This is a genomic window from Bdellovibrionota bacterium, assembly GCA_035292885.1.
Classification (GTDB): domain Bacteria; phylum Bdellovibrionota_G; class JALEGL01; order JALEGL01; family DATDPG01; genus DATDPG01.
In genome coordinates this window covers 1-21,724 of the sequence record DATDPG010000118.1, presented here as the reverse complement: position 1 = coordinate 21,724, position 21,724 = coordinate 1, and the positions used below count along the sequence as shown (strand labels likewise).

Below are 21,724 nucleotides of genomic sequence, written 5' to 3'. Positions count from 1 at the left end.
AGTTCTCTGCCTCTCCTTCATCAAGGATTTTTCACGCTTTCTTTTCCATGACTTGCGCCAGTGAATCGACGTACGGAGGCCGCGCAACACCGACTTCCGTGACGATGGCGGTGACATACCTGGCGGGCGTGACATCGAACGCCGGGTGGCGCGCGGCGATCTCTGCGGGAGCCGTCGGCCGCCCCATCGCTTCCCTCACCTCCTTGGGGTCCCGCTCTTCGATCGGGATTTTTCCCCCGGAGGAGCAACGAAGATCGATCGTGGAGCGCGGGGCGGCCACATAAAATGGAATGCCGTTCTCCCGGGCGAGCACCGCTATGGAATAGGTTCCGATCTTGTTGGCCACATCCCCGTTCGCCGCAATCCGGTCCGCTCCCACGATAACGGCATCCACTTCCTTTCGCGACATAAAATAACCGGCCATGTTGTCGGAGATCAGCGTCGCGGGGATTTTTTCCTGAACCAGTTCCCACGCCGTCAGCCGCGAGCCCTGCAAAAACGGCCGCGTCTCGTCGACCCAAACGGAAATCTTTTTCCCGGCCGCCACGGCGGAGCGGATCACGCCGAGCGCCGTCCCCCATCCCGCGGTCGCCAGCGCACCGGCATTGCAGTGCGTGAGAATTCGGGCCCCGTCTGAAATCAGCTCGGCGCCGAATTTCCCCATTTTCTTGCACGCCGCTATATCCTCCTCGCGGATCACGAGAGCTTCCGATAGAAGCTTTCCGCTCCACCCTTTGGAATCTTTGAACGACTGATCGGACACCTTTTTCATCCGCTCGATCGCCCAAAAAAGATTCACCGCCGTCGGGCGGGCGGTAGCGAAGCGAGACGTCCAGCCGTTCCATTCCTTCCGGGCGGCTTCCAAGCTTTTTTGAGCCAGGTTTTTTGCGGCGAGCGCGAGGCCAAGAGCTGCGGTAACGCCGATAGCGGGTGCTCCGCGTACGATCATCGTGCGAATCGCCTCAACCACCTGTTGGGGTTCGCTATACGAGTGGTAGATCGTTTCTTGGGGTAAACGCGTCTGATCCAGAAGAACGACGGCGCCGTCTTTCCAGGTCACCGTTTCAAACGCCACGAGTCAGCTCTTCTTTGAGAATTTGATTCGCCAGCGCCGGGTTCGCCTTCCCCTGCGTCGCCTTCATCACCTGGCCGACGAAAAATCCGAACAGCTTCTCCTTGCCACTTCGATATTCCTGCGTCTGCCCCGGATTTTTCGAGATAATCTCACGAACAACAAAACGGATGGCGTCGGCATCGGTGATCTGAACCAGCCCTTTTTCCGCGACGATCGCTTTCGGCTCTCTTCCGGTCGTCGCCATCTCGTCAAGAACGTCTTTCGCGATTTTCCCGCTGATCTCGCCCGAATCGATCATCGAAAGAAGTTGGGACAAATGCGCAGGACGAATCTTGATCGTCGTGACATCCTCGCTCCGTTCGTTTGCGATCCTAAGGATCTCTCCCATCACATAGTTGCTGACGCTCTTCGCCTTTTCTTTGCCCGCCTTCCCGCAAAGCTTGAGAACTTCCTCGAAATAGTCCGCCGTCTCCTTATCCGCCGTGAGAACGTCGGCATCGTAAAACGGAAGCCCCAAATCCTTTTGAAATCTTTCGCGTCTGGCGTCCGGAAGTTCGGGAAGATCGTTACGGATGTCGTTGATCCATTTTCGCGGGACATCCAAGGGGAGTAGATCGGGCTCCTGAAAATAACGGTAGTCGTGCGCCTCTTCTTTGGAGCGCATGGAGATCGTGACCCCCTTGTCGGGATTCCAAAGCCGCGTCTCCTGAACGACGCGCTGCCCCGACTCGAGGACATCCACCTGGCGCTCGATTTCATATTCGATCGCCTTTTGGACATGCTTGAAGGAGTTCATATTCTTGATTTCGGCCCTCGTGCCGAATTCCTTTTCGCCCGGCTTTCGGACCGACACGTTGGCGTCGCAACGGAAGCTCCCTTCTTCCATGTTTCCGTCACAGACGTCGATGTATCGAACGATCGAACGCAACTTCTTCAAGTATTGCACCGCCTCCTCAGGGGAACGGAGGTCCGGAGCACCCACAATTTCGACCAACGGCACGCCGGCCCGGTTGAGGTCGACCAGGCTCCCCTCTTTCGTCAGAAGGTTGTCGCCGTGAAGAAGTTTTCCCGCGTCCTCTTCCATATGAACGCGGATGATTCCCACTTTTCTCGCCCCCTCTTTTCCGTCGATCCAAAGATGCCCGTCGGTGCAAAGCGGTTCGGAGAATTGAGAGATCTGATATCCCTTCGGCAGGTCGGGATAAAAATAATTCTTTCTCGCGAAAATCGAACGCTCGTGGATCTTGCATTTCAGCGCGAGCCCCGTCCGGATCGCCCGGCGGACGGCGTTTCCGTTCAGAACGGGAAGAGCGCCGGGGAGGCCCAGACAGACGGGGCACGTCAGCGTGTTGGCTTCCCGGCCGAAAATATTTTCGCACCGGCAGAATAGTTTCGTCCGCGTCTTGAGTTGGGCGTGAACTTCGAGGCCGATCGTCGCTTCGCACGTGCGTTCGTGGCTCATGGGGGCGGCCTCCGCTCGTAAAAACGGGTCTCTTTCTCGTACGCGTTTGCCGCGCGCAGGATCGTCGTTTCGTCGAACGGTTTTCCGATCAGCTGCAAACCCAGAGGCAGATCGGACGACGTAAAACCGCTCGGCACGGAGATCCCCGGCAGGCCGGCGATCGGAACCGAGACGGTGAATATGTCGGACAGATACATCTCCAGAGGATCGGCGGTCTTGCTTCCGATTGGAAATGCGGGCGTCGGCGTCGTCGGCGTGGCGATGAGGTCGACCCGTGCAAAAGCATCGGTGAAGTCCTTCCGGATCAACGTTCGAACCTGCTGGCCCTTTTGGTAATACGCATCGTAATAACCGGAGCTCAATACAAACGTCCCCAGAATGATTCGCCTCCGAACCTCCGCGCCGAACCCTTCGGTGCGCGATTTCGTAATCAGCTCCTTGACCGACCTCGCCTGCGACGACCGGTGCGTGTAACGAACGCCGTCGTATCGCGCCAAGTTGGCCGAAGCTTCCGCCGTGGCGAGAATGTAATACGTGGCGATCGCGTAATCGGTGTGGGGAAGGGAGATTTCCTCGACCCGTGCGCCGAGCTTTTCCAATTCTTTCAGCGCCGCCGTGAAATTGGCGCGAACCTCGGCCGAGAGAGCGGCGGGAAGATATTCCTTCGGCACGCCGATTTTCAACCCTCGAATCGGTTGTTGAAGTTCGTCCCGGTATGAACCCAAAGGAACCTGGGCCGAGGTCGAATCGAGCGGGTCGTGCCCTCCGATCGTTTCCAACAGAAGCGCGCAGTCTTCGACCCGTTTGGCCATCGGGCCGACCTGATCGAGCGAAGAAGCAAACGCGACTATTCCGTAGCGGCTGACACGCCCGTACGTCGGTTTCATTCCGACGATTCCACAGAGTGCCGCCGGCTGCCGGATCGATCCGCCCGTGTCGGTGCCGAGCGCCGCGGGAATCTCTCGCGCGGCAATCGCCGCCGCCGAACCTCCGCTGCTCCCGCCGGGCACGCAGGAAAGATTCCACGGGTTTTTCACAGGGCCATAGGACGAGTTCTCGTTGCTGGAACCCATGGCGAACTCATCGCAATTCGTCTTTCCCACAAAGACGGCGCCCGCGGCCCGAAGCCTGGAAACCACGGTGCTGTCGTACGGCGCCACGAAGTCCTTGAGAATTTTGGATCCTGCCGTCGTACGGCTTCCTTTGGATAGGATGACATCCTTTAAAGCGATGGGCAGGCCCGTAAGAGGGGTCACGTCCGATCCAATTTTCAAACGACGATCGGCTTCGTCGGCCTGTTGCAGCGCTGGTTCGCGCAATACTGTGAGGAACGAACCGTACCTTTCGTCCCGCTTCTGGATCTCGTCCATGAAACCCTTCGTCAGTTCGCGGGATGAGATCTTCTTGCTCGCTAAGAGCTGGTGAAGCTCGAGAAGAGACGCATCTTGAAGCTCTTTCGTCATTTCACGTAGTCGTGTCGTCGATCATGCGCGGAACTTTAAAGAAATGATCCTGGCGATCGGGCGCATTCTGAACGGCGGTATCCGGCTGGAACGAGGGCGCGGGAATATCCTCGCCGAACGGCGTGCCGAGCCGGCCGGCCCCTTCCGTCACTTGGGACGTCGGCACGATGCCTTTCGTATTCAATTCGCTCAGCTTTTCGACATAGGCCACGATTTCATTGAATTCCCGAAGTCTGGCTTCGATCTCGGACTCCGGAATTTCCAGCCGCGCCAGCTCGGCGATATGGAGAAGATCCTCCCTCGTGAATTGGGACATGGGCTTAGGAGCTACCATAGCGAAGGCTCCGAGGCCAGTTTGACACTTCATTTTTCGCTTTGCCGCATTACAGCAAGGTGTTAAGAACCCGACCTTCAACGAATCCCGCAGGAGGTCGTAAGATGAAAACCGCCCATTCAACCGTGGTTGCTCTTTTGCTTTTCGTTCTGGTGCCGAACGCTGCTCGCGCCGGCGCCGATTGCCTTCTCCAACCTGGACAAGATCCTTCGCTTTATCTTCACGTCGCCCATTTCCCGGACTGGATAACGCCCGATTCAGCCGCACCGGATTCCGCGCTATTTCGGGTTGATACTTCCCGATGGGAAAAGACGGTTCACAGATTCCGATCTTCCACCCCAGAAAGTACGCAAGCTGTCGAAAAAGGATTGATGGCGGATCTTGATATGGTGTGGCATGCGCTGACTATCCGCGATCAAGCCGTCATTAGCGCCGCGGCACCGTGCGGCCTCGGCATACGCTGGGTCTATTCGACTTCGGAAGGACCGCCAAACCCTTCGTTCACGTTCGATCGCGGCCGCAACCGCCTGATCCTCGAATTACCCTGCATACACAACGACTTGTCAGCGGCGGCTCTCCGGGGCGGTGCGGATTACTTTAGGGACGATTGCTATACGGTACTACCTGGATATATCGTCACCGGGCTCCAAACAATCGCCCAAAGGCTGAACACCGAGCGTCCCGAACTCTTGCCTAACGTGCTGTACTGAGAGCCCGATTCATCCGCATCTTTACTTTGGACCCGTCCGCTGGAAGAATTCCGTTACATTTCATCTCAAGGAGGTTCCCTATGAAGAGCGTACGATCAGTTTTGATTGCAATGACCGTCGGCCTGCTCGGCTGCGTCGCCAGCACGAACCGGGTGGACGTCGCCAGCGACGAGCCTTTCTCGGACACCGAAACCTCGAGCAAGGATCTGGTCACCGTCGCTCAAAACATGGCGCGATCCCTGATCCAGCTTCCGCAGATCTCCAACTCCACGAGTCCCCCGCGCATCGCGTTCGCCGACGTGAAAAACGAGACGAATGAAATCATCAACAAGAATCTCTTCATTGAAAAAATGCGAACGCTTCTTCTCAAGAATGCGGGCGGCAAAATGACTTTTCTGGACCGCGAAATCAGCGAACAGATTACAAGAGAACGTGAATCGAAACGGCGAGGCGAATTGGGAACCTCGGGGTCCAAGACGCGCTCGGGCGCCGACTTCTTTCTGACCGGCAAGCTTTCCTCCATTGACAAGCAGGCGGGCGGGAAACGTTCCACGTACACCCGATATGCCTTCCGCCTGACGGACGCGGAGTCGACCGACATCGTTTGGGAAGATGAGTACGAAGTGAAAAAGGTCGGCCAAGCAGGTCTGTACGACCGGTAATTCACGTATCCAGTCTCTTGAAATGAAACGCGCGGGCTTCCGTCGCGACGGTATCCTCTCGACCTTCGTCAACGTGCCCCCGTCGCGCCACCCGCGCGTATCATTTCGGGGCCGGCATGCGTGGACGATCCTAACGATTCTTAGTTGTTTTTTGTGGGGATGCAGTACGAAGCTGCCGGCGAAGGGGGTGGAAGCGTTCGACCGGTGCAATTACGACCAGGCGATCGAGACGTTCCAGGAAAAGGTCAAAGAGGGAGGAAAGGACTACGTCCTCTATAACTTGGCGCTCCTGAGCGCGGCGATGCGCGCGGGCAAATACGATCTGGCCGAGAAAGCGGCTCTGGACGCCCAGCGGGTCATGTGGAGCGACGCCGGCAAGGAACGGGGCACGGCGAGCTTGGTCAGCGCCGAGGCGATCAAAGTGTTCAAGGGAGAGCCCTTTGAAAAAGCCATGGCGATGATCTATCCGGGAATTCTTTATTTCAACCGCGGGGATTACGACAACGCCCGGGCGGCGTTTTCAAAGGCCGTGTTGGCCATCAAGCAAAAAGAGAAAAACCGAGAAGACTTCGCCCTCGCTTACGTCCTCGAAGCGAAGGTCGCTCTAAAAATGGGAGAATTGGACAACGCCCGAATCGCGCTGGAAAAGGCGAAGGCTCGTTACGCCAATAATTCCCTTTTCGAAGTGGAGAAACTGAAGAAAAACAACACGATCTTCTTGGTGGAGATGGGCAAGGCACCGCGCAAAATTCGTAAGGGGCCCGGAGGCAGTCTCGACGACTGGCAACGACGAGACTATCCCGAACGTTCCGCCTCCATTTTTGTCGATGACGTGGAGATCGGAAAAACCACCGAGGTCGCCGATCTGACAACTCAAGCAAAGACCCAGGGGAGGACGGGAAAGGACGCCGTACAGGTCACGAAGGGAGTAGCCCGGGATGCGGCGATCGCAACAACGGTGATCGCCGCCGATCAGGCGGCTCGTGGAAACAAAACCGCGGGATGGGTCGCGCTGGGCGCCGGTCTTTTCGCCGTGGCGAACCAGTCCCAGGCGGATGTCCGCCAGTGGGAGCTTCTTCCGGACCTTTTGCAGGTCCAATTCGCCCAGCTCTCCCCGGGAGAGCACCGAGTACGGGTCGTTTTTTACAATGCTTCGGGCCGCGCTCTTCCCGGCGAAGAGCAAGTCTGGTACACCGATACCGGTTCGGAAAATCCGGACCGGATTTTTGTTTTTCATAGCAGTCCGTGCCAAAGAACAGGGAGACTGGAAAACACGGAAACCAAGGGAGGTGGATCATGAGTCGATGGAGTTTCATTCTTTTTGTTACCGTTCTGTTCGCCGCTTCGTGCGGCCGCCCGTATCGGACCGAGGCAACGAAGAGTGCGCCGCAGGAGACGGAAAAGGTCCTCCTTCTGGACCACGGCCTCACCTACTACTTTAATATCGTTAAACAAAAGGCCGATCGGCTTCCGGGCGGCCAGCTCCAAGTAAAACTTGAAGTCGAAAACGAAGAGGACAAGGACGTCTGGACGGACGTTCAGGTGATCTTTCGCGCCGAAGATGGATTCGAAGTGGAAAAGACGGACTGGGAGCCGGTTCTGTTCCATCGAAGAACGGTGACGAGCTACCAAAAGAACTCGCTCAATCCGAAGGCGGCCGACTACCGCGTCTTGATTCGGAACGCCAAATGACGGACCCGACCATGAGGCTCGTACCGTTCTTGATCGCAGGCCTCGCCCTGTCCGTGGCTGGTTGCCATACCGGGAAAATCGATTACCCCGCGGTGCCGCCGGTTTCCGTAACCTCCACCCCCGCTCCGACCGGATTCGACTACACACAGAAGCAGGTAGTCAGCGAGAAGGCGCTTCGCAAACGCGTGGCAATCGCTCGATTCGAGGACAATCTCAAGGTTTCCGACAGCCCCTTCGGTCAGAAACGCACGCTCGACATCGTAGCGCCCAACGTCCATGTCCAACGAGAGGATATGAAACCGGAAGGCGAACCGGTCTCTTCCCGATTCTCGGAAAAGCTGATCGATGCGCTGGCACAGACGAAACGCTTCATTCTCATCGAGCGAAAAGATATCAACGCGATTTTGCGCGAAATTTCGTTCGGAGAAACGAAATGGGTCGACAAGAACCAGAGCGCAAAGGTCGGCAAAATCGTCGGCGCCCAAATTATTGTGACCGGATCGATCGGCCCGAACGACGATCCGGCGCATTCAGGCGAGGGACCGATCGGCCTTCTGCTTCGAATGTATGACGTCGAGACGAGCCGAATCGTCGGAACCGCCCGGGCTTTCGGCGGAACGGAACAGGAAGTCATCGACCGAGCCGTATCGCAAATCGTCCTGACGATGGACAAGATCCCCTGGACCGGCAAGATCGCTTCGGTGACCCACGGGAAGTTCTATCTAAACGCCGGAACGGCGGAAAACGTTCAGGTCGGCGATACATTCCGTCTCTTTTCGCTGGGAAATCCGATCCTGGATCCGGACTCCAAGGAAATCTTAGGTTATCAAGAAGAGCCGGCCGGTGAGGCAAAGGTGGTAGCGGTGACCGACCGCGTCGCTACGCTCGAACCCGCAGGAGTTTCGAAACGCCCCATCCGCGTGGGCGACAAGGCTCAACCCGCCGCGCCCTAACTTCGGAAAGCGGCTTTCCATAGGATTCGAATGAGCTCAAGCGTCCAAATTCTTGCCCTTTTTGAAGACTGTCGCCATGTTTCATAGGTTAAGCGGCGGCCCGAGCCTCGTACTTCCAATCATTCTTTACCGTATGGAAACGATAGGGCCGCTGACCTTCTCGCTTTTCGCCAATTAGGTTCTCGACTTCCTCGTAGAGCCGCTTTGGACTGGTCTTTTCTTTGAGGTAGACCATTCGTACAAGGCGGTCTAGATCCGCGCTGACCTTTTCCTTTTTGCGTTCGACACGGTTCAAAACACTTGGGTTTCGTTGAAGTCTTCCCGCAAAGTCCGCCTGGGAATATCCAAGCTGCGTTCGAATGAACCGGATCTCGCCAGCTGTTAGCAGGAATGGTTTTGTGACAATCATTTGTGCCAACAGTTCGTGTAGCTGGAGAGGATGGGGAATATCTGCGCTCACTATCTTGCATTCTGGACATTGCAGCCCCGGAATATGGCGCAGGAATACATTGTCGAGGCCACATTCCGTGTACCGGTAGCTTTCGATCTTTGTCTTCTTGAACTTTCCCTCAAATCCGCATGTATAGCAGGCCAAGGCGAACCTCCCTTACGGATTGCGCTTCAAGCGTATCGCCGTAATAAAAACCAATCGGCTCGGCGCTTCGAAAGTGACCCAAACCTCGAACCGTTTGGTCAAGAAGCAATATCGCCATTCCCGATGCTTTTCATCCCACTCACTGCTGATCTTCGAACTATCACTCTGAACCACGTTAAACAGGTCGTTGATGACGATCTCCCGCACAGACATCCTGATCTTCATATGAGGATCCGCGAGACGGTAAGATCCTACTCTCAAACATCGCCGCGCCTTCTTTCGAGTCGCGCCAATCTGAAGCCTTACTTTGACATTATATCAAGAATTGATAATTTATCAATATCTCTTCGGAAGCTCTAACTACCCGGAATATCAATACAAATCCTAGTCCTTGTCACCTTGAGGGCCTTGTTTCTTCATCTCTCGGATGATCGCTGTTGCGAGGGCCCTCGCATGCCCGGTGTCATGATCGAAATAGACATTCCAGACTCGGTTGATTTCAACTTTGAGAAGCGTCGGGTTTTTAAGGATCTCCGTCCAGTTCCCTATCGAGAAGCGTGTAATTTCTCTAACCTCAGGATCATACTCATCGGCCGGAGGGCCGTCCGGCTGGCCGGGTCCCAGTTGTTCAGGGTCAGCGGCGAGACGATCCATCCGCGTGGGCGATAAGGCGCAACCTGCCGCGCCCCAACTTCGGAAAGCAGCTTTCCAAACGATTTGGAATAGAGACCAGCCGACCTAAAACGGAACGTCTTCCTCTTTCTGGCCGAGGTTTTCGGGCGGCGGAGGAAGTTCTTCCGACATGGACGGAAGCTCGGCCTTGCGCTCGGAAGGACCCCCCAGAAACTGCATTTGCGTGGCCACGACTTCGGTGGAGTACCTCTTCTTACCCTCTTTGTCGTCCCAGGAACGGGTCTGGATTCGCCCTTCGAGGTAAACCTGGCGGCCTTTGGAAAGATACTGACCGGCCAGCTCCGCCAGCCTCGACCAGAGCACGACGCGGTGCCATTCCGTCCGCTCTTCTTTCTGTCCGTTCTTGTTCTTCCACTGTTCGCTCGTGGCCACGCGCAGCGTGGCGACCGGTACCCCTCCTTGCGTGTAGCGAATTTCGGGATCCGCTCCGAGATTTCCGATCAAAATCACTTTATTGACGCCGGCCATGCGAACTCCTAGTTGAATGCTCACGGCCTTCGTATCGACCCGGAGCCTAACTTGTCAAGGCCAGTCCTTAACGTTAGCGTGTCAATTCCGTGGACTCCGCCCGCGCACTGGAGTTGCTTCGTTCGACGCTTGAGTTCGTTCTGACGCGAGCGTGGCTTCACAGCCTGATCCAGGTTCTCGTTCTCTTGGCCGCCGGCATCGTCATTTATCGGTTCCTGATGGGAAGTAAGGGCGCGGTTCTCCGCTCCAAAATCCCGTGGCTGGCTTCCATGCACGGGAAACGGGAGATCTCGACCCTCATCGATTCGGGCGAATATGCCCAGGCGGGCGACCGGCTTTTGGCTCTCGGGCAGTGGGAGCAAGCGATCGACATCTTTCAGAAGGGAAACCTATTCGGCCGGGCGGCCGACGTGTACCTGCGGCGCCGGCAGGTGGACAAGGCGGCGATGTTTTACGAACGCGCGGGCGATTTTTTGAAAGCGGCGGAGATTTACCTGGACCGGAAACAGTTCGATCGTGCGGAAGCCAATCTGGAAAAGGCGGGACGAGCCGATGAAGTGGGGGCAATCTATCTAAAGCACGGCGAAATGGACCGGGCGATCAAAGCGTACTTGCGCTCGGCACAGTGGCTGCCCGCCGCGCGGCTGCTGGCGGATACGGGCAAGCCGCTCGAAGCCGCCGAAACCCTTTATAAGGCCTTTCAACAAGCGGAACGAGAATCGGGAGGTTCGGCCTTCGTATCGATGAGACCGGAACATCAGGAATGGCTTAAGGAAGCGGCACGTCTGTATGAAAGAGGCGCTAAACCAGCTCGGGCGGCCGAACTTTTTCTGGAAGCCAAATTGCCGGAAGAGGCCGCCCGTTGTTTCGCGAAAGCCGGGAACGCCAAAGAGGCGGCGAAGCTGTACGAAAAGGCGGGCGACTTGAAGCGAGCGGCCGAGGTTCTGGAAAGCTCGGGGGATAAGGCCGCAGCCGCCCGAATCGAAGGAGAGCGGCTCTTTCAAGCGGGCGAATCGCTCCTCGCCGTGGGCAAATTTCAGGAATCCGGCGATTTCTCGCGCGCGGCGGAAATCTACCGCGACCTGCACGAGATGGAAAAAGCGGCCGCCATGTACGAGCGGGCGAGGGAACATGCCCTGGCGGCTTCTCTCTATCGGGAGTCGAAAAAATATGAACGCGCGGCTCAGGCTTTTGAGCGGGCCCAGATGTGGCGGGAAGCGGTGGAAAGTTATCGACTGGCGAATATGCCGGCCCAAGAGGTCGCCCTGCTGGAACGGATGGGAGATTTCGTGCAAGCGGCGAGATCGCTTCATAAGCGGGGTTTGATGAAAGAGGCCCTGGTCGAACTCGATCGAATCCAGGTCGGGGTTAAAGATCACAGCCAGGCGATGTCCTTGCGTGGAAAAATCCATCTCGATCTCGCGGATCCGATGAAGGCAAAGGAATGTTTTGAGGAATCGTTGAAGGGCTTGGAGAGGATGACATCGGACGATGTGGACACCGTGTACAACTTAGCGGTCGTCTCAGATCAGACGCAGAGCCAAACAAACGCGCTCGAACTGATCGAGCGAATGTTGGCCCAGGACCTGGTGGAACGAAGCGCGGTCGACAAAGCCCAAAACGTCCGGAAACTTTTGTCCGACCGGGCGTTCACGCGGATGTCGAAGGTGGGATTGATCCCCACCTCCGGAGGACTCTTCGCCGCCAGCGACAAAGCGCTATCACACACCTCCACTACTCCCCTTCCCCGAAGGTACAGCGTGATCAAGGAGGTCGGCCGGGGCGGGATGGGAATCGTCTATACGGCGAAAGACACGACACTGGATCGCATTGTCGCCCTGAAGATTCTTCCCAGTTCTCTCAAAGCCAACGAGCAGGCGGTCAAGACTTTTTTCCGAGAGGCCAAGGCGGCCGCGGCGCTCAACCATCCCAATATCGTCACGGTGCACGACCTGGGAACCCAGGACGGCGAATACTACATCGCGATGGAATACATCGAAGGGAATACGCTCAAGGACATTCTCAAGAAACGGGGAAAGCTTTCGACGAAAAGCGTCGCGGAGATTTTGCGCCAACTGCTCGACGCTCTGAAGTACGCTCATTCCAAGAACATCGTTCACCGCGACCTCACGACGAACAACATCATGTGGACGAAACAGCAGACGATTAAGATCATGGATTTCGGCCTGGCCAAGGTCATCCGGGAACTGATGAGCGAGCAGTCGATCGTCGGCGGCACCCCTTCCTTCATGTCGCCCGAACAGACTTTGGGGCGGCCGATCGATCACAGAACCGATCTTTATTCGTTGGGGATCTGCATTTTTGAGATGTGCCTCGGAGAATTGCCGTTCAAAAAAGGAGATCTCGGCTTTCACCACGTCAATACGCCGCCGCCGATCCCCAAAGAACTGGACCCCAATCTTCCGGACGTTTTGAATCAGATGATCTTGAAATGCCTCGAAAAAGATCCGGTGAACCGCTTCCAAAACGCGGCTGAAATTCAAGCTTTACTGGCGAAACTCCGATGAAACGAAGCGCCTACGTCCGGCCGACCCGGGCCACGATCGATCTTGGGGCGTTCGCCCAAAACTGGAGAGCGCTTGAAAGCCTTCTCCCCGCGGAATCGAAGATCCTCGCCGTCGTCAAAGCGAACGCCTACGGGCATGGCAGCGTCGAAATCGCTCTCGAATGCCGAAAGCTCGGCGGGGCCGGTGTCGGCGTGGCGGACGTCACCGAAGCGATCGTCCTGCGCGAAGGAGGTTATTCCGGCCTGGTCCTGTGCTTGGGCGCCATTTCAAAATGGGCGCTCGCCGAGGCGGTTCATCATCAAATGACGCTGACCGGATTTTCGATCCAAAGTCTGGAGGACATGGCGGATTACGCCGGCCGGGAAAACGCGGCGATTCCGATTCATTTGAAGATTGAATCGGGAATGCATCGTCTCGGCTTGCCTCAAACGGAATGGGAGGCTGCGGCGCTATTTCTCTCGTCTCATCCTCAGATTCAGGTGGAGGGCATTTTCACCCACCTCGCCGAATCGGAAAATTCGGACCGAGCGTTTACCGAAGAACAGATCGCAACCTTTCGGCGGGCGATCGATTTTTTCGAACGGAGGCTCGGCCGGCGGCTCATTCGCCACGCGGCGAACAGCGGAGGAATTCTCTTCCATCCCGCAGCTCATTTTGATTGGGTGCGCCCGGGCATCGCCTTGTACGGTTATCCCCCTTCTCCCGACCCTCCAACGGCGCGATTTGCGCCGGCCCTCACTTGGAAAGCGCCTATTCTTCAGGTCAAGAGCGTTGCCAGGGGAGAGAGTGTGGGATACAACCGCGGCTTTCGGGCGGAGAAACCGATGAAGATCGCCACGGTGGCGGCGGGGTACGGGGACGGCTTCGCCCGACAGTACGCCCCTGTAGGTGTCGGCTTCCGGGGAAAGCGCTGCCGTATCGCCGGAATCATTTGTATGGATCTTTTCATGATCGATGTATCCGAGTGGCATGATGTCCAACCGGGAGAAGAGGTGACGCTGCTCGGGCCGGAAAAAGAGGGGGCTCCCACCGCGCGAGAGCTCGCGGCGGCGCGGAACACCATCCCCTATGAAGTCCTCACGAGTATCAGCGCCCGCGTCAGCCGGTTGTTCGTCCGGGAGGAGATCTCCGCGTGAAAACGTCCGCCGTCCGGGGGCCGGTTCAGGAAATCGGCCGGGCTGTTTTGGCGTTGATCCAGGCGTTCACTTCGGGGATCAGCGAGGCGGGGAGCACCTTCCTTCTTCTCAAAGAGGTCGCCATTCAGCTTTTCTCTCCTCCCGTGAGATGGCGGCTGGCTCTTCAGCAGGTCCAGTTCATCGGCGTCAGCTCCATCTTTATTGTGGTTTTGACCGGCTCCTTCACGGGAATGGTCTTCGCTCTTCAGAGCGGCCGGGCGTTCGCCCTCTTTCGAGCCGAAACCTTGACCGGCGCCGTGGCCTCGATCGCGATCGCCCGCGAACTCGGACCGGTGCTCACGGCCTTGATGGTCACGGCGCGGGCAGGCTCGGCCATGGCCGCTCAACTGGGAACGATGCAGGTGACGCAGCAGGTGGACGCCCTGATTTCGCTGGCCGTTCACCCAGTGCACTATTTGATCGTCCCCCGCGTCCTGGCGGCGGTCGTGGCGCTCCCTTTGCTTACGGCGGTCTTTGATTTTGTCGGAGCGCTGGGGACCTACGTCGTCGGGGTTAAGCTTCTGCAAATCGACGAAGGGATCTTCGTTCAAAAGATTCAGTACTACGCCGATGTCCCCGACATCGTTCAGGGTATGTTTAAGGCGGCGGTGTTCGGTCTGATTATCGCGATCGTTTCTTGTTACAAGGGTTACTACGCCCACGGCGGAGCCGCCGGCGTCGGGCGCGCCACCACGCAAGCGGTCGTAATTTCATCCGTGGCGATCTTGGTTTCCGATTATTTTCTCACGGCTCTCCTGTTCTAGTCGCCATGATCGAAATCCGAAATGTCTTCAAGTCGTTCCGGGAACAACGCGTGCTGAGCGGCGTCGATCTCACGATCGAAGACGGGAAGATCACCTCGATCATGGGGTCGAGCGGCGTGGGTAAATCGGTTCTTCTCAAGCACCTCATCGGCTTGATCCATCCCGACCGCGGGGAAATTTTCGTGGACGGCGAGGAAATCACGCATCTCCCCTCCAAGGAAATGAATCGAATCCGACGAAAGTTCGGTATGTTGTTTCAGGATGCCGCGCTCTTTGACGACATGACCGTTTTCGAAAATGTGAGCTTCCCGCTCTTTGAACACACGCAACTCTCGGACCAAGAAATCGAAGGGCGGGTGACCGCCATGCTGGAGGAGGTCGGGTTGGTCGGGATTGAAGAGAAGCTCCCGAACGAGCTCTCCGGCGGCATGCGAAAGCGGGTCGGATTGGCGCGCGCTCTGATGCTCGATCCAAAAATCCTTCTCTTCGACGAGCCGACGACCGGATTGGACCCGATTATAACGAGCCAAATCACCGAACTGATCCGGGAAACACACCGGCGCCACAAGGTAACGGTGGTTTTGATCAGCCATGATTTGGCGCTAAGCTATGACCTGGCCGACAAGATCGCCATGCTTCATGAGGGCAAAATTGTGGAAGTCGCTCCTCCGACGGAATTCCGACGCTCCCGCCACCCGTTCGTCCGGCAATTCATCGAGACGCAGGGCCGCGCCGGGAGGACGGCTTGAAACGTCTGCTCTCGACAGAATTCACCGTCGGGGCCTTCGCACTGCTGGGCCTTGCGGTCATCATCTATATGTCGCTCCAAATAAACGACCGCGGCACCGTCGGCGGCGCGGCCAAGCGGTATCACGCCTATTTTGAAAGCGTCTCCGGTCTCTTTAAGCGCGTTCCGGTGGAAGTCTCGGGAATTCCCGCCGGTTTCGTCGACGACATCGTTCTGGAAAACAACCGGGCGCGGGTCACCATACGAGTGAAAGACAACGTGAATGTTTACGAGAATTCCGTTCTTTCGATCCGTGACCGCGGTCTCCTGGGAGATCGATTCCTGGCCCTCAACCCCGGAACGCCGGATCATCCTCTCCTGCCTGAAGGTGGCGAGATCCCGAAGACCTATTCCCGAAGCGATATCGACCAGCTCACTTCGGCCTTAAGCGACACCGCCACGATGATTCAGGAACTCATCAAGTCCGACAATCCCCAGGGGGCGCTCGGCAAAGTCGTTCTCAATTTGCGTGACATGACCGGAAAGCTCAACGACATCGTAGGGGACAACCAAGGCCGGCTCGATCATATCGTTAAAAATCTGGACTCCTTCTCCACCGACCTGAGCGACATCACGGGTGAAAACAAAGATCAGATTCATACGGTTCTCGTCGCCCTCCAAGACGTCGCTGAGGGCATGCGGGAAGCTCTCGGCAAAGATGGCAACATTACCAAGGCGACCGAAAAGTTCGACCACACGATGGAAGCGTTGGACCGAATCGTCGCAAAAATCGACCGGGGCGAAGGAACCGTCGGGAAGCTTCTTAACGACGACACCACGGTCAACAATCTCAACGACACGCTGGAGAATGTGAACGATACACTGGGAACGTTCAAACGGGTGACGTTGGGGGTCCGTTATCGCGGCGAATACCTTCTCTCCAGCGACTCCCTTCAGAATCTGGTCGGAATATCGATTGCGCCTTCGCCGGACAAGTACATTTTGTTTGAAATTGTAGACGCCCCGCAGGGAAAGACGCGCGTCGTCAACACCACCGTCACGCAGGGAGGAACGGTCGTCAGCAACACGCAGACGGTCCAAACCAACGATGACATCCTTTTCACGTTCCTATTGGCCAAACGGTTCTGGAATGCGACGTTTCGCTTTGGCTTGATTCGCAGCGAAGGCGGCATCGGTTTCGACTACCACCTCTTTCGCGACAAGTTCATCGTCAGTTTCGAAGCGTTTGATTTTGGACGTATAAACGACCGAGCTCACCTTCGCGCCTACGGAACGCTCGTCCTTTACAAGTACCTCCTGCTTACGGGAGGCGTGGACGACATGGCCACCAAGAACCAAGGGAAAAATGGCTTCTTCGGCGCCGGAATTCAATTCACCGACAACGACCTTAAAGCTTTGGTTTCGGCCGTTCCGCTGGGCAAGTTTTAGCCCTTTTCCGCCGCTGTCGAAAACCGTAATCATCAGCCAATACGAAATTGACGGGAGAAGTGTCAGGTAAGGCTGTCCTGACATGCTTCTTGTGCTCACCAAAGTCTGGCATATTGGTTGCTACATTTCATGAATGAATGGAGCCGCTATGAAAACGCCGTTAATTTACTTGCTCGTAATATCAATGGCATGTCCTCTGACGGTTTTCGCAGACGAATTGAATTTCGAAAAATATAGTCTGGTGGACCAAAAGGAATTTTCGGTAGAGTCGGGCCGGTTCCACTTGGCCGAATTTGAGAACGCAGATATTGAATACAAACCGACAGCTTTCAACAACCCGCCTGGCCAATTAATAAGTATGCGGGGCCCACTCAAGGGAAGTGTGTTGGAGCCATCAGAATTACAAAACTTTCAGTCCTCTCAGGCAAGAGAGTTAAGCACCGCGGGAAAAGTGGGGCTGGCGGTTTTGGGCGCGGGGGTGCTTGTAGGACTTATTTTCGGAATCATCTTCCTTACTGCCGACAGTTCAAGCTAGGAACAATCGACCTTAAATCTTTGGTTTCGGCCGTTCCGCTGGGCAAGTTTTAGCCCTTTTCTAACCCCACATTGTGTGGCATCTTCCCGCCCGCCATGGATCCCACACACACAAAAATCACGAAAATTCAACGGGCCCTGATCAGCGTCAGTGACAAGACCGGGTTGGAGCAGCTCGGCCGAGTCCTTCAAAACCGGGGGGTGGAAATTCTCTCCTCCGGCGGAACGGGTAAAGGCGATTAGTGAGAATACGAAGATCCTATGACACAGAAAGCCCTTATTCCAATTCCAGTGATTGAAAAACGTATCCACGAAATTCGGGGTCTCCGAGTCATGCTCGACTCTGACCTAGCCGAACTTTATGGCGTGACAACGACCCGGTTGAACGAACAGGTAAAACGGAACCCTGGTCGATTCCCCGAAGCCTTCATGTTTCAACTTATATTTCAAGAAGTTACAGATTTGATGTCGCAATTTGCGAGATCAAGCTCTCAGCACGGCGGTCGCCGAAAACTACCTTATGCCTTTACCGAGCACGGGGTCATCATGGCTGCAAACATACTGAATAGTCCCACGGCCGTTCAGGCCAGTGTTCAAATTGTCATGGCTTTTGTTCGGCTTCGGGAGATGCTGGCCACGCACAAAGACTTGGCGCGAAAACTCGATCAGCTTGAGAGGAAGTATGATGCTCAGTTTCGAGAGGTTTTCGTTGCCATACGCCAGTTGATGGCACCGCTTACTACGCCAAAGCGTCGGATTGGCTTTCAATCAGAATCGACTGACAAGCCGACCACAGTTACCGACAAAGAGTGAGAACTCCATCGGTCACCGCGGTTCCGACTCCACTCTTCGAATATTCTTCAAGCGCTGGTTTCGGCCGTTCCGCTGGGTAAGTTTTAGCCCTTTTCTAACCCCGCATTGTGTGGCATCTTCCCGCCCGCCATGGAGCCGACACACCAAAAGATCACGAAAATTCAACGGGCCCTGATCAGCGTCAGTGACAAAACCGGGTTGGAGCAGCTCGGCCGAGTCCTTCAAAACCGGGGGGTGGAAATTCTCTCCTCCGGCGGTACCGCCAAGTTCCTTTCCGAAAAGGGGCTCAAGGTGGTGGAAGTGTCCGATTTTACAGGCGCGCCGGAGATGTTGGACGGCCGACTCAAGACGCTCCATCCCAAGATCCATGGAGGCATTTTGGCGATCCGGGATAATTCGGCCCATATGGCCGCGCTGCGGGAGCAAAAGTACGTCCCGATCGACCTGGTCGTCGTCAATCTTTATCCTTTCGAGGCGGCGGCGCGCACGCCGGGAAAAAGCTTCGACGACGTGGTCGAACAGATCGATATCGGCGGGCCGACACTCTTGCGGGCGGCGTCCAAGAATTTTCCCTACGTCACGGCCCTGATCGAGCCGGGGCAGTACGAATCTTTTTTGAAGGAATTGGAAACCAACGACGGAGGCACCACGTTTGCGTTCCGCAAAGAGTGCGCCCTGCACGTATTTGAACGGACGGCGAATTACGACGCCACGATTTCGGCTTATTTCCGCGGCTCCGGTGAAACGCTTCCGAAACGGTTCGCGCTCGGCCTCGACAAGAAGTGGGAGCTGCGTTACGGGGAAAATCCGCATCAGGAGGCCGGCTTTTATCTTCCATCCGCTGCACTCGGGAATACGGTTCTGGAAAAGGTGCTGCAGGGGAAAACGCTCTCCTACAACAACCTGATGGACGTTCATGCAGCCCTCGATCTCATCCTCGAACTGGAAAAGAATTATAGCGTAGCGATTTTGAAACATACGAATCCGTGCGGTGTCGGAACGTCGGATAAATCGCTTCTGGAAGCTTATGAGCGAGCCCTCTCCTGCGATCCTCTCTCCGCCTTCGGCGGAATCGTCGTATTTTCGCATCCGGTGGACGGCCAAACCGCTTCGACGTGTGAAAAAACATTCACCGAAATCGTCATCGCGCCGAAATTCGACGCGGACGCCCGGACGGTGTTCGGAAAGAAAAAGAATCTTCGTATGCTGGAGGCGGATTTGAACGACCTCCGCTCGGCCATGGGGGGAGTAGATATTCGCAGAGCGGCCGACGGTTATTTGATCCAAAACCGGGACCGCTCGTTCGAGGACTTACGGGAATGCAAAATCGCGACGAAACGGAAACCGACGGAACAGGAATATTCCGCGCTTCGCCTCGCCTGGACGGTCGCGAAACACGTGAAATCCAACGCCATCGTTTTGGCGAATGAAACGCAGACGGTCGGCGTCGGTGCCGGTCAGATGAGTCGGGTCGATTCCAGCCGCATCGCCGCCATGAAAGCGAAGCCCGAGCTTTTAAAGAATGTCGTGCTGGCTTCCGACGCCTTCTTCCCGTTCCGGGACGGCATCGACGAGGCGGCGAAACATGGCGTCCGCGCCGTAGTTCAGCCGGGCGGTTCGGTTCGCGACGCGGAAGTGATTCAAGCGGCCGACGAGCATGGCATGGCGATGATCTTCACCGGCGTCCGCCATTTCCGGCATTAACAAGTTGCTGGAAAAGGGTCGGGCTGCGCGCTTAAAGCCCTCGGTACACATCCTTTCGATGCCCAATCTTTAGTACGATGACGAGCAGGTGGGTCCCTTGAACGCTATAGAGGATTCTGTACGTGCCGACGCGAATGCGAAAAACATCGTCGTATCCGGACAGTTTCCGCACGCCGGAGGGAAAAGGGTTGGACTCGAGTGAGAGGATCGATCGTACGATTCGTTCTTGGTCCGCGCGGGGGACGGCTTTGAGCTGACGCTCCGCGGAACGTGAAAATTCAATCCGGTACTTCTTAATCAAGCTTCAGTTCTTTAAGGACCGCCCGGAACGAACGGGTCGGCTCGTGGCGGATCTTCTTGAGATCCTCAATATCTTCTAATTCCTCCAATTTATCGAGAATGGCGTCTTCCAAAAACCGATTGATTTTCAGGCCCTTGGAAGCACAGACGAGGTCCACGGCCCTCTTGATTCGTTCATCCACACGGGTCGCAAGCTGCACCTTTGCCATCATTTACTCCTTATTAATATTTAATTCTAGTAAATGATATCTTATGGGTCAACCCCCTAAGCCCTTTTGACGTTCCCTGATATTATGAAGATTCTTCATGCGGATCACCTGTCAGAGCTGCCGGTCGGACTTTGTCCTTCCGTTGGAGATCGCGGACCCGCGCGGCGCCCGTTCCACCTGTCCGTTCTGCAACGCTGAATACGAATTAAAACCGGCCGACGCCGACGGCCGCCAGAAAATCGTTTTCAGCGGAGACGTGCGAAAGACCCGAATCTGCATCAACTGCGGGAAGGAATATGAAACCGACGTCGTCGAAGGGATTCCGGTCTGCCCCGAATGCCAGGGCGCTCAGAAGGAATCGGCCCGAGTTCAGCCGAGGGAGGCATGGAAGGTCTCCCAGCAGGGAAAAGTGGTGGAACTGGATTCCGAGGGATCGGTTCGCGACTGGATTCGGCAGGGGTACATTTTTCCGGGAGATCGGATCGTCTCGCCCGAAGGACGGTCGATTCCGGCGAAGAATTTTCCGCAGTTTCAAGAAGCCTTTCGCCTCCAGGCGGAACGAAGACATTTCCAAGCCAAAAGCCCGTCTTTCAACCGGCAGGCCCGCCGATTTCTTCGCCCTGGATTGGTCATTCAAATTTTCTTGGTGATTCTCGGTTCTTCGCTTCTCGGTTGGTTTTCCTACCGGCTCGCTACGCTCCCCCCTCTCGGAAGCACGACCGATCCCCGCCTCGATCGTGTTGTGGCCGAACTTCGTACAAAGGTATCCTCGCCAAGCCGGCCGGCCGACGCGCTTTTGGAACAGGCCAAGCGACTCTTGACGCTCGATCTTCCCGAAAGCGACGAAACCGCCCGCAAACTTCTGGAACAGGCTCTCACGATCCATCCGACCGATTCCAACGTCGTAGGCCGATTGGCCGAGACCTATGCGATCGCCGCCCAGTACGGGGACCGTCCACAGCTTCGACTTACCGCCGTGGATCTGGCCGACGCGGCCGTACGCATGGCCCCGATACAAGTCGACGGCTACGTGGCGAAAGCGCGCGCGGCCCTGGCGGGGGACGATTTCCAGACGGCGCAAGAGTCGAGCCGCCGAGCCATGGAACTCGATCCCGTCGACGCCCGCGCTCTGCTGACGCGAGCCCGAGTTTTGCTCGCCGGCGGACAATCCGACAACACCTGGAACGAAGCCATCGGCATCGCTTCTTCGGCGATTCAGCGGGACCCTCTTCGTCTTGAGGGCTATGATCTAGTCGGCTACGCGCACATTCTTCGAGCCGAACCCAAACTCGCCCGGCAAGCGTTTGAAAAACGACTTCAACAACAGCCCGAGGACGCGCGAGCTCTCTACCGCCTGGGCGCGCTGGAGGACCGTGCGATGCGCCCCGATCGAGCGAAGGAGTTTTACGAGCGC

25 protein-coding genes are annotated in these 21,724 nt (G+C 56.5%); 15 read left to right on the top strand and 10 right to left on the bottom strand.

Features of this window, described 5'->3' with window-relative positions; genetic code table 11:
* Nucleotides 1–31: 31 nt before the first annotated feature.
* From mtnA to gatC, 4 genes are read right to left on the bottom strand one after another with little or no spacing between them, the layout of a single operon-like run.
* Nucleotides 32–1,075: an S-methyl-5-thioribose-1-phosphate isomerase gene (gene mtnA, locus VI895_09425; GenBank protein HLG20016.1), complete on the bottom strand. Its 1,044-nt coding sequence runs from the start codon at nucleotides 1,073–1,075 to the stop codon at nucleotides 32–34.
* Nucleotides 1,065–2,537, bottom strand: a complete 1,473-nt coding sequence (gatB, locus tag VI895_09420) for an Asp-tRNA(Asn)/Glu-tRNA(Gln) amidotransferase subunit GatB (GenBank protein HLG20015.1) — start codon at nucleotides 2,535–2,537, stop codon at nucleotides 1,065–1,067. Before gatB ends, mtnA begins: the two co-directional genes overlap by 11 nt.
* Nucleotides 2,534–4,000, bottom strand: a complete 1,467-nt coding sequence (gatA, locus tag VI895_09415) for an Asp-tRNA(Asn)/Glu-tRNA(Gln) amidotransferase subunit GatA (protein ID HLG20014.1) — start codon at nucleotides 3,998–4,000, stop codon at nucleotides 2,534–2,536. Before gatA ends, gatB begins: the two co-directional genes overlap by 4 nt.
* Before the next feature lies 1 nt (nucleotide 4,001).
* A complete protein-coding gene (gene gatC / locus VI895_09410) occupies nucleotides 4,002–4,316 on the bottom strand; it encodes an Asp-tRNA(Asn)/Glu-tRNA(Gln) amidotransferase subunit GatC (GenBank protein ID HLG20013.1) in 315 nt (104 codons plus the stop codon).
* A 122-nt stretch (nucleotides 4,317–4,438) separates the two neighbouring features.
* Between gatC and VI895_09405 the strand changes: the two genes are divergently transcribed.
* From VI895_09405 to VI895_09385, 5 genes are all read left to right on the top strand, one after another.
* Complete coding sequence (locus VI895_09405; GenBank protein ID HLG20012.1) at nucleotides 4,439–5,044, top strand: hypothetical protein; 606 nt, start codon at nucleotides 4,439–4,441, stop codon at nucleotides 5,042–5,044.
* Between the two features lie 80 nt (nucleotides 5,045–5,124).
* Nucleotides 5,125–5,706, top strand: coding sequence for a hypothetical protein (locus tag VI895_09400; protein ID HLG20011.1), 582 nt, complete (start codon nucleotides 5,125–5,127; stop codon nucleotides 5,704–5,706).
* A 22-nt stretch (nucleotides 5,707–5,728) separates the two neighbouring features.
* Nucleotides 5,729–7,006, top strand: coding sequence for a tetratricopeptide repeat protein (locus VI895_09395; GenBank protein ID HLG20010.1), 1,278 nt, complete (start codon nucleotides 5,729–5,731; stop codon nucleotides 7,004–7,006).
* Complete coding sequence (locus VI895_09390; protein HLG20009.1) at nucleotides 7,003–7,398, top strand: hypothetical protein; 396 nt, start codon at nucleotides 7,003–7,005, stop codon at nucleotides 7,396–7,398. Before VI895_09395 ends, VI895_09390 begins: the two co-directional genes overlap by 4 nt.
* Complete coding sequence (locus VI895_09385) at nucleotides 7,395–8,351, top strand: CsgG/HfaB family protein (protein HLG20008.1); 957 nt, start codon at nucleotides 7,395–7,397, stop codon at nucleotides 8,349–8,351. Before VI895_09390 ends, VI895_09385 begins: the two co-directional genes overlap by 4 nt.
* 88 nt (nucleotides 8,352–8,439) lie before the next feature.
* On the opposite strand, the gene VI895_09380 is transcribed toward VI895_09385, so the two are convergent.
* The 4 genes from VI895_09380 to VI895_09365 all read right to left on the bottom strand — a co-directional run bounded on the left by VI895_09380 (nucleotide 8,440) and on the right by VI895_09365 (nucleotide 10,107).
* Nucleotides 8,440–8,946 carry a YgiT-type zinc finger protein gene (locus VI895_09380; protein HLG20007.1) on the bottom strand — a complete coding sequence of 169 codons (507 nt, stop codon included), beginning with the start codon at nucleotides 8,944–8,946 and terminating at the stop codon, nucleotides 8,440–8,442.
* Nucleotides 8,947–8,958: 12 nt separating this feature from the next.
* Nucleotides 8,959–9,171, bottom strand: coding sequence for a hypothetical protein (locus tag VI895_09375; GenBank protein ID HLG20006.1), 213 nt, complete (start codon nucleotides 9,169–9,171; stop codon nucleotides 8,959–8,961).
* Nucleotides 9,172–9,330: 159 nt separating this feature from the next.
* Entirely contained in the window at nucleotides 9,331–9,600 is a 270-nt protein-coding gene (locus VI895_09370) for a hypothetical protein (protein ID HLG20005.1), read from the bottom strand.
* 84 nt (nucleotides 9,601–9,684) lie between these two features.
* Nucleotides 9,685–10,107 carry a single-stranded DNA-binding protein gene (locus VI895_09365; protein HLG20004.1) on the bottom strand — a complete coding sequence of 141 codons (423 nt, stop codon included), beginning with the start codon at nucleotides 10,105–10,107 and terminating at the stop codon, nucleotides 9,685–9,687.
* Nucleotides 10,108–10,196: 89 nt separating this feature from the next.
* On the opposite strand from VI895_09365, the gene VI895_09360 reads away from it, so the two are divergent.
* The 9 genes from VI895_09360 (at nucleotide 10,197) to purH (ending at nucleotide 19,801) form a co-directional block, all read left to right on the top strand.
* A complete protein-coding gene (locus VI895_09360) occupies nucleotides 10,197–12,635 on the top strand; it encodes a protein kinase (protein ID HLG20003.1) in 2,439 nt (812 codons plus the stop codon).
* Entirely contained in the window at nucleotides 12,632–13,771 is a 1,140-nt protein-coding gene (gene alr, locus VI895_09355) for an alanine racemase (GenBank protein ID HLG20002.1), read from the top strand. The genes VI895_09360 and alr overlap by 4 nt, the downstream gene beginning before the upstream one ends.
* Complete coding sequence (locus VI895_09350; protein HLG20001.1) at nucleotides 13,768–14,574, top strand: ABC transporter permease; 807 nt, start codon at nucleotides 13,768–13,770, stop codon at nucleotides 14,572–14,574. The genes alr and VI895_09350 overlap by 4 nt, the downstream gene beginning before the upstream one ends.
* A 5-nt stretch (nucleotides 14,575–14,579) precedes the next feature.
* Nucleotides 14,580–15,323, top strand: coding sequence for an ABC transporter ATP-binding protein (locus tag VI895_09345; GenBank protein ID HLG20000.1), 744 nt, complete (start codon nucleotides 14,580–14,582; stop codon nucleotides 15,321–15,323).
* Nucleotides 15,320–16,750 carry an MlaD family protein gene (locus VI895_09340; protein HLG19999.1) on the top strand — a complete coding sequence of 477 codons (1,431 nt, stop codon included), beginning with the start codon at nucleotides 15,320–15,322 and terminating at the stop codon, nucleotides 16,748–16,750. The genes VI895_09345 and VI895_09340 overlap by 4 nt, the downstream gene beginning before the upstream one ends.
* Nucleotides 16,751–16,898: 148 nt before the next feature.
* Nucleotides 16,899–17,285 carry a hypothetical protein gene (locus tag VI895_09335; GenBank protein ID HLG19998.1) on the top strand — a complete coding sequence of 129 codons (387 nt, stop codon included), beginning with the start codon at nucleotides 16,899–16,901 and terminating at the stop codon, nucleotides 17,283–17,285.
* Between the two features lie 95 nt (nucleotides 17,286–17,380).
* On the top strand, nucleotides 17,381–17,527 hold the full coding sequence (locus tag VI895_09330; GenBank protein HLG19997.1) for a hypothetical protein: 147 nt from the start codon (nucleotides 17,381–17,383) through the stop codon (nucleotides 17,525–17,527).
* 18 nt (nucleotides 17,528–17,545) lie between these two features.
* Entirely contained in the window at nucleotides 17,546–18,097 is a 552-nt protein-coding gene (locus tag VI895_09325) for an ORF6N domain-containing protein (GenBank protein ID HLG19996.1), read from the top strand.
* Nucleotides 18,098–18,226: 129 nt separating this feature from the next.
* A complete protein-coding gene (gene purH, locus VI895_09320; protein ID HLG19995.1) occupies nucleotides 18,227–19,801 on the top strand; it encodes a bifunctional phosphoribosylaminoimidazolecarboxamide formyltransferase/IMP cyclohydrolase in 1,575 nt (524 codons plus the stop codon).
* A 31-nt stretch (nucleotides 19,802–19,832) separates the two neighbouring features.
* Here the strand turns inward: purH and VI895_09315 are convergent, their stop codons facing one another.
* Nucleotides 19,833–20,102, bottom strand: a complete 270-nt coding sequence (locus tag VI895_09315; GenBank protein ID HLG19994.1) for a type II toxin-antitoxin system RelE/ParE family toxin — start codon at nucleotides 20,100–20,102, stop codon at nucleotides 19,833–19,835.
* Nucleotides 20,095–20,313, bottom strand: coding sequence for a hypothetical protein (locus VI895_09310; protein HLG19993.1), 219 nt, complete (start codon nucleotides 20,311–20,313; stop codon nucleotides 20,095–20,097). The genes VI895_09315 and VI895_09310 overlap by 8 nt, the downstream gene beginning before the upstream one ends.
* A gap of 94 nt (nucleotides 20,314–20,407) precedes the next feature.
* Between VI895_09310 and VI895_09305 the strand changes: the two genes are divergently transcribed.
* Nucleotides 20,408–21,724, top strand: a 1,317-nt coding sequence (locus VI895_09305; GenBank protein ID HLG19992.1) for a hypothetical protein, incomplete at its 3' end; no start/stop codon positions are given.

Coding starts and splice junctions, on each gene's coding strand:
- VI895_09400 (HLG20011.1), top strand. CDS start 5,125: ATGAAGAGCGTACGATCAGTTTTGATTGCAATGACCGTCGGCCTGCTC.
- VI895_09365 (HLG20004.1), bottom strand. CDS start 10,107: ATGGCCGGCGTCAATAAAGTGATTTTGATCGGAAATCTCGGAGCGGAT.
- purH (HLG19995.1), top strand. CDS start 18,227: ATGGAGCCGACACACCAAAAGATCACGAAAATTCAACGGGCCCTGATC.
- VI895_09385 (HLG20008.1), top strand. CDS start 7,395: ATGACGGACCCGACCATGAGGCTCGTACCGTTCTTGATCGCAGGCCTC.
- VI895_09325 (HLG19996.1), top strand. CDS start 17,546: ATGACACAGAAAGCCCTTATTCCAATTCCAGTGATTGAAAAACGTATC.
- VI895_09395 (HLG20010.1), top strand. CDS start 5,729: ATGAAACGCGCGGGCTTCCGTCGCGACGGTATCCTCTCGACCTTCGTC.
- VI895_09370 (HLG20005.1), bottom strand. CDS start 9,600: ATGGATCGTCTCGCCGCTGACCCTGAACAACTGGGACCCGGCCAGCCG.
- gatB (HLG20015.1), bottom strand. CDS start 2,537: ATGAGCCACGAACGCACGTGCGAAGCGACGATCGGCCTCGAAGTTCAC.
- VI895_09375 (HLG20006.1), bottom strand. CDS start 9,171: ATGAAGATCAGGATGTCTGTGCGGGAGATCGTCATCAACGACCTGTTT.
- gatA (HLG20014.1), bottom strand. CDS start 4,000: ATGACGAAAGAGCTTCAAGATGCGTCTCTTCTCGAGCTTCACCAGCTC.
- VI895_09310 (HLG19993.1), bottom strand. CDS start 20,313: ATGATGGCAAAGGTGCAGCTTGCGACCCGTGTGGATGAACGAATCAAG.
- VI895_09345 (HLG20000.1), top strand. CDS start 14,580: ATGATCGAAATCCGAAATGTCTTCAAGTCGTTCCGGGAACAACGCGTG.
- alr (HLG20002.1), top strand. CDS start 12,632: ATGAAACGAAGCGCCTACGTCCGGCCGACCCGGGCCACGATCGATCTT.
- VI895_09390 (HLG20009.1), top strand. CDS start 7,003: ATGAGTCGATGGAGTTTCATTCTTTTTGTTACCGTTCTGTTCGCCGCT.
- VI895_09335 (HLG19998.1), top strand. CDS start 16,899: ATGAAAACGCCGTTAATTTACTTGCTCGTAATATCAATGGCATGTCCT.
- VI895_09330 (HLG19997.1), top strand. CDS start 17,381: ATGGATCCCACACACACAAAAATCACGAAAATTCAACGGGCCCTGATC.
- gatC (HLG20013.1), bottom strand. CDS start 4,316: ATGTCCCAATTCACGAGGGAGGATCTTCTCCATATCGCCGAGCTGGCG.
- VI895_09405 (HLG20012.1), top strand. CDS start 4,439: ATGAAAACCGCCCATTCAACCGTGGTTGCTCTTTTGCTTTTCGTTCTG.